General features: G+C 61.5%; 12 protein-coding genes. 1 reads left to right on the top strand and 11 read right to left on the bottom strand.

Translation table 11 applies throughout. The features are described 5' to 3' along the window. Positions 1 to 214: 214 nt before the first annotated feature. The 7 genes from bamB to ndk form a co-directional block, all read right to left on the bottom strand. Positions 215 to 1,360, bottom strand: a complete 1,146-nt coding sequence (gene bamB / locus B0G77_RS14670) for an outer membrane protein assembly factor BamB (RefSeq protein WP_133662778.1) — start codon at positions 1,358 to 1,360, stop codon at positions 215 to 217. A gap of 63 nt (positions 1,361 to 1,423) precedes the next feature. Beyond that, positions 1,424 to 2,053, bottom strand: a complete 630-nt coding sequence (locus B0G77_RS14665; RefSeq protein WP_133662777.1) for a tetratricopeptide repeat protein — start codon at positions 2,051 to 2,053, stop codon at positions 1,424 to 1,426. 65 nt (positions 2,054 to 2,118) lie between these two features. Next, positions 2,119 to 3,459: a histidine--tRNA ligase gene (gene hisS, locus B0G77_RS14660; RefSeq protein ID WP_133662776.1), complete on the bottom strand. Its 1,341-nt coding sequence runs from the start codon at positions 3,457 to 3,459 to the stop codon at positions 2,119 to 2,121. Between the two features lie 18 nt (positions 3,460 to 3,477). Next, positions 3,478 to 4,794 (bottom strand): flavodoxin-dependent (E)-4-hydroxy-3-methylbut-2-enyl-diphosphate synthase, encoded by a 1,317-nt coding sequence (ispG, locus tag B0G77_RS14655; RefSeq protein ID WP_133662775.1) that lies wholly within the window; start codon positions 4,792 to 4,794, stop codon positions 3,478 to 3,480. 80 nt (positions 4,795 to 4,874) lie between these two features. Next, the gene (locus tag B0G77_RS14650) at positions 4,875 to 5,939 is read right to left on the bottom strand and encodes a RodZ domain-containing protein (protein ID WP_133662774.1); all 1,065 of its coding nucleotides are present in this window, start codon (positions 5,937 to 5,939) and stop codon (positions 4,875 to 4,877) included. A 182-nt stretch (positions 5,940 to 6,121) separates the two neighbouring features. Next, positions 6,122 to 7,273, bottom strand: a complete 1,152-nt coding sequence (gene rlmN, locus B0G77_RS14645; RefSeq protein ID WP_133662773.1) for a 23S rRNA (adenine(2503)-C(2))-methyltransferase RlmN — start codon at positions 7,271 to 7,273, stop codon at positions 6,122 to 6,124. A 110-nt stretch (positions 7,274 to 7,383) separates the two neighbouring features. Then, positions 7,384 to 7,809: a nucleoside-diphosphate kinase gene (ndk, locus tag B0G77_RS14640; RefSeq protein WP_133662772.1), complete on the bottom strand. Its 426-nt coding sequence runs from the start codon at positions 7,807 to 7,809 to the stop codon at positions 7,384 to 7,386. A gap of 269 nt (positions 7,810 to 8,078) precedes the next feature. Between ndk and B0G77_RS14635 the strand changes: the two genes are divergently transcribed. Beyond that, a complete protein-coding gene (locus B0G77_RS14635; protein ID WP_133662771.1) occupies positions 8,079 to 8,777 on the top strand; it encodes a Bax inhibitor-1/YccA family protein in 699 nt (232 codons plus the stop codon). 176 nt (positions 8,778 to 8,953) lie between these two features. Here the strand turns inward: B0G77_RS14635 and B0G77_RS14630 are convergent, their stop codons facing one another. The 4 genes from B0G77_RS14630 to B0G77_RS14615 all read right to left on the bottom strand — a co-directional run bounded on the left by B0G77_RS14630 (position 8,954) and on the right by B0G77_RS14615 (position 12,541). Then, positions 8,954 to 9,727, bottom strand: a complete 774-nt coding sequence (locus tag B0G77_RS14630) for an MBL fold metallo-hydrolase (RefSeq protein WP_133662770.1) — start codon at positions 9,725 to 9,727, stop codon at positions 8,954 to 8,956. Between the two features lie 7 nt (positions 9,728 to 9,734). After that, on the bottom strand, positions 9,735 to 10,874 hold the full coding sequence (bamC, locus tag B0G77_RS14625; RefSeq protein WP_133662769.1) for an outer membrane protein assembly factor BamC: 1,140 nt from the start codon (positions 10,872 to 10,874) through the stop codon (positions 9,735 to 9,737). A 104-nt stretch (positions 10,875 to 10,978) separates the two neighbouring features. Next, positions 10,979 to 11,884: a 4-hydroxy-tetrahydrodipicolinate synthase gene (gene dapA / locus B0G77_RS14620; RefSeq protein WP_133662768.1), complete on the bottom strand. Its 906-nt coding sequence runs from the start codon at positions 11,882 to 11,884 to the stop codon at positions 10,979 to 10,981. Between the two features lie 42 nt (positions 11,885 to 11,926). Next, positions 11,927 to 12,541: a class I SAM-dependent methyltransferase gene (locus B0G77_RS14615; protein ID WP_133662767.1), complete on the bottom strand. Its 615-nt coding sequence runs from the start codon at positions 12,539 to 12,541 to the stop codon at positions 11,927 to 11,929. Between the last annotated feature and the right edge of the window lie 11 nt (positions 12,542 to 12,552).

The following is a 12,552-nucleotide window of genomic DNA, read 5'->3' as shown; positions in this document are numbered from 1 at the left end:
TTGGGTGCGTCGCGTCTCCTGACCGCGCACCACTCTGGATTCGACCGCCGGACCAGCCGGGCCGGCAGCCTGTACCTCTCTTCACCACTTCTGTCCTGAGCACGGGGCATTCCCGTGCATCAGAAACACGTGCGGCCGGCGAAGCCGGCCTGCACATCGATCGGACTAAACGAAACTGCGCGAAACCGCGTGAAACAACGCTTCCTGCGGCCCGTCAGCGCGGGCGGAAGCCGTACAGGTCGCCGTCGCGCGTCTGCACGACGAGCGTGTCGCCCGCCAGCACGGGGGCAGCCGTAATGGCGCTGCCGTCCGTCTTCATCCGTGCGACAAATGCCCCGTTGTCGCGCGACAGGAAGTGCACATAGCCTTCGAAATCGCCGACCACTGCTGCATGCCCCAGCAAGAAAGGCACACCTACGTCGCGACTTTTCAGCTGTTCGTTGCGCCACAGCGGATGACCGTTCGTCGCATCGAAAGCCTGCACAATCGACCAGTCATCGCCGGCAACGACCACGTTCTCATCCTGAGCAAGACCGCTCGTGCTCGAGAAATTCTTTTCCCACACCGCCCGGCCCGAATTCGCGTCGAAACAGCCAAGCTGTCCCTGGAACGTCACAGCACACGTCTGGGAGCCGACCAGCGTCGGCGCGCCGGTGACGTCGTTGATCCGTTCAACTTCGGTGACGCCCTTCGGATACGACACCGGTGCCTGCCAGTAGTTGTCACCCGTCTGCAGGTTGATTGCGGCAAATGAGCCGCCCGGGAAGCCGGCCAGCACCGCCGCATCGCCTGCGAAAGTCATGCCAGACGATACTCGCAGGTTGAGCGGCATTGGACGGTTGCGGTAGACCCACTTCTGCTCGCCCGTCTGCGCGTTGAACGCTGTGATCTGACCGTCGACCGTACGCACGATCACGAGCCCGTTGCCAACGAGCGGCGGCGAAATGATTTCTCCCGGCGCCGTGCCTTTCCACAGCAACTTGCCTTCGGGTCCGAGCACGTAGACACCACCCTTGAGCGCGCCCACGGCAGTCAGATTGCCGTCGCTGCCGACACCGGCCGACAGGTCGCTGTCGACCTTCGTGCGCCAGAGGTCCTTGCCCGTCTTGCCATCGATCTTGGCGACCGAGCCGTTCGCGCCAGCCGCGTACACCGCGTCACCGACTGCGACGGGTGAGAACAGATAGCGGCCAGCTTTGCCAACGCTCGCCGTCCACGTCTGCTGCACGTCGAGCACAGGTTTGAACTCGGTGAGCGGCGTCGGCACGCGGCGCTCGTCTTTCGTGGATGAGCAAGCCGCCATCATGAGGACGGTCATCGCACAGGCAACGGGCACAGCGTAACGTTTCAGCAGATTCATCGGTGGACGAAGCATTTATCGAGGATTAATCAAATGGAACCGGTCAATTGCGCAAAACGCGGATCACCCGCCCAGTGCGTCCAGCTTGAACTGGATCAACTGACGCATCGACGTATCGTTTTTCGGCAGCGTATCGAGCGCGAGCTTGTAGGCTGCGCGTGCATCGTCGCGCTTGCCCTGTGCCGCAAGCAGATCGCCGCGGCCATCCGCAACGACGCCCTTGAAAGCGTCCGACTGCGGTTCCGCGAGCAACGCGAGGCCTGCATCATAGGCCTTTTCATCGAGCATCAGCGATGCAAGTCGCAACTTCGCGACCTGCTTGAACTCGTCGTCCTTCGCGTGATCGATGACCCACTGCAACTGGATCTTCGCGGCAGGCTCGTCGCCGGCCGCATAGAGCGCCTTCGCGGTGGCCAGCGCCGTCATCTGCGCGTACGCGGTGCCGCTGTACTTGTCTTCCATGTCGCCCGCGACACGGGTGGTCTTCGCCTTGTCGCCGGAAGCCACCGCCTGCTGAACCTGGTCGTACAGCACGGCGGCTTCAGCCGCCTGACGACGTTGCCAGAAGTTCCAGCCGTTCCAGGCTGCGCCGGCAACGAGCACTACCAGTACGATCCACGTGGTTGCATTGCCCCACTGCGCCCACCATGCCTTTAAGCTTTCAATCGATTCTTGTTCGTCGTGGTAACTCATCGCCAGGCGATTCCTTCTTCATTAATACCTTGTGTGCGTCGATTTGTGTCGAGCGCACCGCACGATCAGTCGTCGCCGTCTTCGGCGGATGCAACCATCGCATTGATTAGAAATTCGGTCAAGTCTTCGGCCGGCACGTTCTGTTGCTCGCTCTTACCACCTTCCGAGCCGACATTGCGCAGCGGTTTCACGCCGACTGTACCGTTCGCGATCTCGTCTTCGCCGAGGATCACCGCGAACGCTGCGCCGCTCGAATCGGCCCGCTTCATCTGCGACTTGAAGCTGGCGGCCTGGCCGTCCGGGCTGCAATGCAGGATCACGTCGAGGCCTGTATCGCGCAGACGCTCGGCGATGATGAACGCCTGATCGCGGGACGCTTCGCCCTGATGCACAACGTACACATCGCAGCCCTCGTCCTCAGGAACCAGCTTGTCTTCCTTCAGCAGTTCGAGAATGCGCTCGACGCCCATCGCCCAGCCACAGGCCGCCGTCGGCTTGCCGCCGAGCTGTTCGATCAGCGGATCATAACGACCGCCCGCGGCGACAGTACCTTGCGCGCCGAGCTTGTCGGTGATCCATTCGAACACGGTCAGATTGTAGTAATCGAGACCCCGCACGAGACGCGGATTAATCCTGAAAGGAATGTTGTTCGCCTTCAGGATGCGTTGCAGCCCTTCGAAGTGCGCGAGCGAAGCTTCGCCGAGAAAATCGATCAGCTTCGGCGCGTTCTGCGCAATCTCCTGCAGCACCGGATTCTTGGTATCCAGCACCCGCAGAGGATTCGTGTAGAGACGACGCTTCGCGTCTTCGTCAAGCACGTCCAAGTGCTCCTCGAGATACGCGATCAGCTCGACACGATGCGCGGCGCGCTCTTCAGCGAGACCGAGCGAGTTGATTTCGAGCTTGATGCCCGTCAAGCCGAGATCGTCCCACAATCGCTGGCACATCAGGATGATTTCCGCGTCCGCATCCGGGCCGGCGAAGCCGAGCGCCTCGACACCGACCTGGTGGAACTGGCGATAACGCCCACGCTGCGGACGCTCGTGACGGAACATCGGGCCAACGTACCACAACCGCTTCGGACCGTCGTAAAGCATGTTGTGCTCGATCGACGCGCGCACGACCGCAGCCGTGTTTTCCGGACGCAGCGTCAGGTTCTCGCCGTTCAACGCATCGGTGAAGCTGTACATTTCTTTCTCGACGATATCGGTTACCTCGCCGATACCGCGCGTGAACAGCTGCGTGTGCTCGACGATCGGCGTGCGGATGTTCTGGTATCCATACGAACGAAGCATCGACTTCACGGTCGACTCGAAAAACTCCCATAGCCCGGCATCCTGCGGAAGGATGTCGTTCATGCCCTTCACGCCCGACAATTTTTCGAGCTTCTTCTTCGATTCAGTCATCTGTCTTCGATTGACGATTTAGTTGAGCACAGTCGCGCGGCCATAGCGGCGCTCGACGTAGTCGCTCACGATTTGCTGGAATTCTTCCGCGATACGCTCGCCACGCAGCGTCTTGACCTTCTCGCCGTCGATGAACACCGGTGCAGCCGGATTCTCGCCCGAACCCGGCAGGCTGATGCCGATGTTCGCCTGCTTCGATTCGCCAGGACCGTTGACGATGCAACCCATCACCGCGACGTGCATCTTCTCGACACCAGGATACTGATCGCGCCAAACCGGCATCTGTGTGCGCAGATACGTCTGGATCTGCGAAGCGAGTTCCTGGAACAGCGTGCTGGTCGTACGGCCGCAGCCCGGGCACGCGATGACCATCGGCGTGAACGAGCGCAGCCCCATCGTCTGCAGGATTTCCTGGCCGACGATCACTTCACCGGTACGCGACGCACCCGGTTCTGGCGTGAGCGAAATTCGGATCGTGTCACCGATACCCTGTTGAAGCAGCACCGACAGCGCAGCCGTCGATGCGACGATACCCTTCGAGCCCATGCCCGCTTCGGTCAGGCCGAGGTGCAGCGCGAACTCGCAACGACGGGCAAGCTCACGATACACGGCGATCAGGTCCTGAACGCCGCTTACCTTGCACGACAGAATGATCCTGTTTCGACCGAGCCCGAGTTCGACCGCGCGCTCCGCCGAGCCGATCGCCGACTGGATCAGCGCCTCGTACATCACGCTCTGTGCTTCCCACGGCTGTGCGCGCGCGGCGTTCTCGTCCATCATCTTCGCGAGCAGATCCTGGTCGAGACTGCCCCAGTTGACGCCGATCCGCACCGGTTTGTCGTACCTGATCGCGGTTTCGATCATCTGCGCGAACTGCGTGTCGCGTTTCGCGCCATGCCCGACGTTGCCCGGATTGATCCGGTACTTCGACAACGCCTCAGCGCACGAGGGGTAGTCTCGCAGCAACAGGTGACCGTTGTAGTGAAAATCGCCGACGAGCGGCACCGACACACCCATCCGGTCAAGCTGTTCACGCACGGCCGGCACTGCAGCGGCAGCCTCCGGTGTGTTGACCGTGATACGCACGAGTTCGGAGCCAGCCTGCGCGAGTTCCTTGATCTGAATAGCCGTTCCAATCGCATCAGCGGTATCGGTGTTGGTCATCGACTGGACGCGCACTGGCGAGTCTCCGCCGATCGTGACGAGCTGGCCGCCCCAGCGCACGTCGACTGCATGCGACGAGCGACGCGGTGCGTGTCCACCGAAAACTGGCTCGGACGAAGTGATCTGACTGCTGGATAGGGATTGAGCTTCGGAGTGCATCGAAAAACCCATTTACGCCGCAGGCGTCCTGCACGGAGCACGACACCAGAATTGAAAAAGCGTCGCGGCTAAACGCCGCGACGCGTACCCTGTCAAGGCAATGCGAAGCGTGCCACATTACCCTTCGCTGACGCGTATTTGGCCGGATTGACCGGCTGGCCATCGAGCGACAGGGAATCGAGTCCGGCCTTGTTGCCAACCGTCACCTTGAACGGCGCTTCGCCAGCAACTTCCTTCGATTCGCCTGCGTGGACGATGCCGGAGAACACCTCCTTGCCGTCCTTCTGCCGCACGCTGAACCAGCTGTCCTGCATCACCTTGATGCCAACCGTCGCCCGGCCGCCGACAGATGCCTCGGTGACTTCCGATGCAGCGGCATCGGGCGCCTTCTCCTTCACGGCGACGGCGGGCGCAGATGCTGGCGCTGGCGCCGGTGCCACCGGCACGGCGGCCGTGGGCAACGGAGCCGGCATCGGCGTTTCGGACGCACCTTGTTCCGCCACCGCCGGCGCTTCGGATGCGGGAGTGTCCTGCCCGGCCACCACAGCGGACGCTGCGGTCTGGTCCTGCGCAACTGCGCCCGATGCGCCCGTTGCACCACCCGCTGCGCCATTCGCACCGGCCTTCAGCCGCGCAAGCCACGCCGATGAATCGCCACCGTTCGTGCGCCACATAGTGAGCGCAATCACCGCCACGACAACTGCGGCGACGCCCCACAGCCAGGAGCGGGAGCGCGGCCCGCTGTCGCCCAGCGACAGCGATACCCGACCACGCGGCAAATCCCTGCCAGACGATGCCGGCATCGAGAGATCCGGCTCCGGCACGCCTTTTACACGCCGCAAAGCCTGGGAAAACGGAGCGGGATCGACACCGAGCATCTTTGCGTAGCTTCGCACCACGCCAAGCGCGAACGTCGTATCAGGAAGCTGGCTGACGTCGCCTGCCTCAAGCGCGCGCAGCTTGACCGGCGAAACCTTGAGGCGTGTAGAAACGTCTTCGATCATCCAACCCTTCGATTCGCGTAGCTGTGTCAATCGCGCCCCAACCGCCGCCAGCGAGTCCAGTCCGGGCTGCGTCGCAACCGGCGCCACGGCTGGTGCCGAACGGACAGCATTCGTCTCTGTGCCATGCGGCTGCGGGTGCTGCGGCTCACTCATCCCAAATCCTTTCGCGTCGATTCTTTTTTACTCTTGCGATCCACGCAGGCGCATGCCTCGTCTAGATTCGCAGACCGTTTATAACAAAATGCGCGGCGTTCTGTGCCGCTTCCGATCGATTTTGCAAACTTTCTTTTCAATTCGTCATGGCCTGTCGAGCATGACAAGACAGTCCACCACGCTTACACGGCACGAACCTCGATCACTTTCGCCGCCTTCCCGGTGCGCTCAGCGAGACGGGTGCGGTCCTTGACCGCGCCAGCCAACTGACCGCAGGCAGCATCAATATCATCGCCGCGTGTCTTGCGCACCGTGGTGACGACGCCCGTGTCGATCAGCACCTGCGCAAACCGCTTGATCCGTTCCTGCGTCGAGCGGAGAAGCCCGGATTCCGGGAACGGATTAAACGGAATCAGATTGAACTTGCATGGCACGTCGCGCGTGACGGCGAGCAATTCGCGCGCATGTGCTTCGGTATCGTTCACACCGTCAAGCATGCAATATTCGAAAGTAATGAAATCTCGCGGCGCGACCTTCAGATAGCGCTGACAGGCCGCCATCAATTCGCGTAGCGGATACTTTTTGTTCAGCGGCACCAGTTCGTCACGCAACGCGTCGTTCGGTGCGTGCAACGACACCGCAAGTGCCACCGGCAGATCCGCACCGAGCCGGTCCATCATCGGCACGACGCCAGACGTGGACAGCGTCACACGGCGGCGCGACAGACCATACGCGTTATCGTCGAGCATCAGGCGCATGGCCGGCACGACGGCATCGTAATTGAGCAACGGCTCGCCCATGCCCATCATCACGACATTCGTGACGACGCGCTCGCCCTTGCCTTCGCCACCCGCCGCACGGCCGCCGGCCATGCCGAGCGACGCTCGCAGCGCAAATTCGGCCATGCGCAGCTGGCCGATGATTTCGGCGGTCGTGAGATTGCGGGAGAAACCCTGTTTGCCCGTCGAACAGAAACGGCAGTTGACCGCACACCCGGCCTGCGACGACACGCACAACGTGCCCCGCGATTCTTCGGGGATGAAGACGGTTTCGACCGCGTTGCCGTTACCGACGTCGATCAGCCACTTGCGTGTTCCGTCGGCGGAGATGTGGTCGCTCGCGATATCGGGCATCGAAATCGTGGCGCGACCCTTGAGCTTTTCGCGCAGCGACTTTGCGAGATCGGTCATGCCGTCGAAGTCGGCAGCATTGTACTGGTGAATCCAGCGCTGCAACTGTTTGGCGCGAAACGGCTTTTCGCCGAGGCTGTCGCAGTATGCGACGAGCCCCTGGGCGTCGAGATCGAGAAGGTTGACGGTTGGACTGCTCGTCATATCGAATCCTGCCATATCAGTGCGAAACTACGTTCATGCAACAAGCCACATGAACGCCATGCCGTTCGCGCCCGTTCCTGCTGCTTCTAACCTGCTAACTGGTCGGTCGATCAGCGCGCGTAGACGTTGAGTGCCGGGAAGAAAAATGCGATTTCGACAGCGGCCGTTTCAGCTGCGTCCGAACCGTGGACGGCGTTGGCATCGATGCTGTCGGCAAAGTCGGCGCGAATCGTGCCTTTGTCGGCCTTCTTCGGATCCGTTGCGCCCATCAGGTCGCGGTTCATCAGAATCGCGTTTTCGCCTTCCAGGACCTGAACCATCACCGGGCCCGAGATCATGAACTCGACGAGGTCCCTGAAGAACGGACGCGCGGCGTGGACGGCGTAGAACTTCTCAGCGTCGGCACGCGACAGGTGAACCATGCGTGCGGCAGCGATCTTGAGGCCAGCGTTTTCGAAACGGCTGTAGATCTGGCCGATCACATTCTTTGCCACTGCGTCCGGCTTGATAATCGACAGGGTGCGTTCGAGCGCCATAAAAACTCCAGAAAATTAAGAGGTTACAGATTCAAATGAATCCGCTATTGTAGCATGTTCCAGTGTATGATTGCGATTGAACCCTTACAGCACTGAAAGCATCTAACGAAGAGCCCGAAACCGCACCTTTGTCCCCATCTGGCGAGCTATTGAAACTCCGCTTTGCCGGGATAATATTAGGTGTGCACGGGCCCGTGGCCGGATCAAAAAGAAACCGGCTGGCGTTGCACAACCACCGCGCATCACAGCGTTTGACGCAAGGAGAAAGCATGAACGATTCCCCCTATAACTTCGGCCGCAGCGGCACGATAAGCACAGTCGAAACCCGTAACCGCGTCCTGCGGAACACCTACTGGCTGCTCGCGCTGTCCATGGTGCCGACGGTGCTCGGCGCATGGGTGGGCGTCGCAACCGGGTTTTCGCTGTTTGCCGCCACCAGCCCCGCGATGAGTCTGCTGGCGTTCTTCGCGATCGCTTTCGGCTTCATGTTCGCGATCGAGCGCACGAAAAACAGCAGCGCCGGCGTGTTCGTGCTGCTCGGCTTTACGTTCTTCATGGGCCTGATGCTGTCGCGGCTCCTGAGCTTCATTCTCGGCTTCTCGAATGGGCCGTCGCTGATCATGCTCGCGTTTGGTGGCACTGGTGTGATCTTCGCTGCCATGGCGACGGTTGCCACGGTCAGCAAACGTGACTTCTCCGGCCTTGGAAAATGGCTTTTCATGGGCGTGATCGTGCTGCTGCTGGCTATGGTCGCAAACATGTTCCTGCAACTGCCGGCGCTGATGCTCACCGTTTCGGTCCTCGCGATCGCAATCTTTTCGGCTTACATGCTGTTCGACGTGCAGCGCGTCGTGAACGGCGGCGAGACGAACTACATTTCGGCCACGCTCGCGATCTACCTCGATCTGTATAACGTGTTCACGAACCTACTGGCATTGCTCGGCATTTTTGGCGGCAACAGGAACTAGGAACCGTCGCCGCAGCAAGCAGTTTGGGCCTGGCTTCCGCCCGGTCCAAGCTGGTCCAGACTGATCCCAGTGAATAGTGCAAAGACGCCCATGACAAACGTCATGGGCGTCTTTTTATCTGCGCAATCGGCTGCTTTCTTCCGGACCGGCCGGACGAAGCAGGCGTATTGCGAAACTCAAAGACATAACCAGTCAAACCCGTCATCCTGCGATGCCACCACCACTTCGGTCGCGGCAGCTCCCAGCGCGCCGGCCATTGCGGCCTTCGCGAGTTCGGGCAAATTGTTTTGCTGACTCAGATGCGCAGCAACCAGGTGATTCAGTTTCGACCGGTCGAGCGACGCGAGAATCTCGGCCGCCGCATCGTTATTCAGGTGCCCGTGATCGCCGCCGATGCGCGCCTTCAGCGAAGGCGGATAACGGCTAGCAGCCAGCATCTGGACATCGTGGTTGCATTCGAGCATGAGTGCATCGCAGCCGCTCAATACTGAGCTGATATGCGAGGTCGACGTTCCAACGTCGGTCAGTACGCCAAGCCGGCTCGCGCCGTCGGAAAACACGAATTGCAGCGGCTCGCGAGCGTCGTGCGGGACCGTGTAAGGCAGCACACTGAGATCGCCGATGGCGACCGCCTCATCACCCCAGAGCACATGGAGATCGATGCAGGCTTCGTCTGCGCCGACGGCGCGCGCCGTGCCCCAACTGGTATGCAGCGGAATCGACCACTTTCGGGCCAGCGTCAATGCGCTGCCGATGTGGTCGCCGTGCTCGTGGGTAATGAGGATGGCGTCGAGACTGTCGACACCCAGGCCGAGGCGCGCGAGGCGCCGTTCGACCTCTTTCGCCGAGAACCCGCAGTCGAGCAGCACGCGCGTCGTGGTCGTTCCGCTTTGCGCCTCGACCAGCAGCGCGTTGCCCTCGCTGCCACTTCCCAGACTGGCGAACCTCACGGTTCGCCTAGTTCAGCTGTGCATGCAGCAGCGACACGATGCGCTGCGCGTCCGACGACGTATCCACCTGGCCGTTCGCGTCGAGTACCGCGACCTGGGTCAGTGAGTCACTCTTCGAGCGCACATTCACGAGGAATTCCTGACCCGGTTTCTTCGAGCTGTTACCGCTATAGAACAGCTTGCCGAAGATACCTTCCCTCTTCAATTCCTGCATCGAATCCGCATAGCGAACGTAATAGATGCCCTTCTCGCGGTCGCGATTATCGACGGTGAAGTTGGTACGGTCGAGCGCGAGGCCCACGCGCAGCCATGCGCGGTCGAACGACTCAGGCAGATCCAGCGTCGCGGCGCCGTCAGCCGTGTCGATCTTCGCTGGCGCTGTCGCGGGACGTGCCTCTGTCAGGAGCTGCTTTGCCTGGGCATCGGTCAGGCCGAACTTCTGCATTAGCTTCGCCAGAAACACCGCTTCGAGCGTCGGGTTGCGCGGACGCTCTTCCCAGCGCGAGGACGTCTTGTCCTGCCCCGTCAGCATTTCTTCCATCGCACTGTGCGTGATCGAGATATCGGTCGCATTGTCCGAGGCGCGCGTGACGAGCGTGCGGAAACGGTCGCGCGTACCGGACGAATAAGCGAAGTCGATCACCTTGCCAATCGTGCGGCGGAACCAGTCGTCCGGGATGTTGGCGCGATTCTCGGCCCAGTCGGTCGACATGATGCCGGTAGTCGGCGCGTTGGTCGCGAGCGAGAAGCCATTTTCTTCCCAGAACTCCTGCAACTGAGGCCAGAGCTGGTCAGGCGTACGGCCGTCCACTACGAGCCAGCGGCGGTCACCGTCGCGCTCGATGTGCATGCCGAACGGATCCTGCGCGCTAGGCACGCCTTCGGTCGAATTGCCCGCCGGCGTCACTGCGCGCTGCGGCGCACCGCCGAGCGCAGCGCCGACCGGCGGCGCTGCATAGCGCTCATCCACCTTCGCGGTCGACAGGTCGCTCGGAATCGCCAGCGGCGGTGCGCTGCCGGCGCCCTTGTAGTTGACCTTGTCGGACGAAAACCAGTCGTTCAGCGTGTCGCAGCCGGCGAGCGTACTCAGGGCAAGCGCTAGCGCCGCCATGCGGGTTGCGTGGAGGGAGAGTGCAGAACGTTTCATGAAGTCCTTCGTGATGCTGGAACGCGTTGCCTGGTTCAGTGCCGGGAACGTGGGCGATATCGACGTCGGTTAATGGAATGCCGGTGCTGGAGGCTGAAGGTGGTTCAGCCCAGCAGACCTGACTCGCGCAGCGCGGCACGCACAACATCGTGGTAACGCGCGTCGAGCGGAGTGAGCGGCAAGCGGATGCCGCCCTGAATACGACCCAGTTGCTGCAGCGCCCACTTCACCGGAATCGGGTTCGATTCGATGAAAAGGTTCTTGTGCAAGGAAAGCAGCTTCAAATGGATTTCACGGGCGGTTTTCGCGTCGGCCGCCAATGCGGCCTTGCACAGCTCGCTCATTGCACGCGGCGCCACGTTTGCCGTCACGGAAATGTTGCCATGGCCGCCAAGCAGCATCAGCGCGATTGCCGTGGGATCGTCACCGCTGTAGATACCGAAATGGGCAGGCGCGGACTTGATCAGATGCGCGGCGCGATCGATGTTGCCGGTCGCTTCCTTCACGCCCACGATGCCCGGCACCTGGGCGAGGCGCAGGATCGTCTCGTTGGACATGTCGGCGACCGTACGGCCCGGCACGTTGTACAGAATCACCGGCAGATCGACCGTTTCCGCGATCTTCGCAAAGTGACGGTAAATGCCTTCCTGCGTCGGCTTGTTGTAATAGGGCACGACCTGCAGCGTCGCGTCGGCGCCGACTTTCTTCGCCCGCTCGGTCAACTCGATCGCTTCGGTCGTGGAGTTGCCGCCCGAACCGGCGATCACGGGAATGCGCCCGGCCGCGTGCTCGACGGCGGTCTTGACCATCAGTACGTGCTCTTCGACCGACAACGTCGCCGATTCGCCGCTCGTCCCCACGACGACCAGAGCGTTCGTGCCCTCTTCAATATGCCAGTCGATCAGTTTGCGAAACGCCGGCAGATCGAGGCTGCCGTCTTCGAGCATCGGGGTGACGATCGCCGGAATGCTGCCACGAATCTGAATGCCGTCTTGATTGCCGTTAGTCATGAAACGCCATGAATTTGATCAGTAAACCGCGATTGTAGCGGATTAGCCAGCCAGATCGTAACGCGGCGGGGATAGAGCCTTTTCCCCGCCAGCAGACCGGTCAGTTTCGAGAATTGCGCAGATACGCTGGACGTACGCCGGACGAGGCTGCGCGAGAAAACCATCCTGAAATGCGACCACCCGCAGACGGCCACGGACCACGTCGAGCAGTTCCCCGGGCGCCAGCAGAAACGCAGGTCGCGAAGGCTTGCCCACCGTCTCGTTGCCCTGCGCGAAGGTTTCGTAAATCAGCACACCGGAGGGCGCGAGCGCGTCCAGCAGACGTGGAAACAACGGACGATGCAGGTAGTTCGTGACCACCACCGCCGCAAATTTCGCGTCGGCGGGAAGCGGCCACGCCCCTTCTTCTATATCGGCAGTGAGCGTCGTGATACGGGGCTCGTCGCGCATCGCGGCGAGCGCATCCGCGTCGCGATCGATCGCCGTCACCGGATGCCCATGCGAATCAAACCAGCGCGCATGGCGCCCCGCTCCCGACGCCACATCCAGCACCGCACCGCCCGACGTCACCAGATGCGTCCACCGACGCACCCAGCGCGACGGCTCAGCAAGCGTCGAATGCGACGACGGCACATTGGAAGAAGCGTAATCGCCCATACGCAGTTAGC

The sequence above is a fragment of the Paraburkholderia sp. BL10I2N1 genome, from assembly GCF_004361815.1.
GTDB lineage: Bacteria > Pseudomonadota > Gammaproteobacteria > Burkholderiales > Burkholderiaceae > Paraburkholderia.
This window is presented reverse-complemented; position numbering and strand designations above follow the sequence as displayed.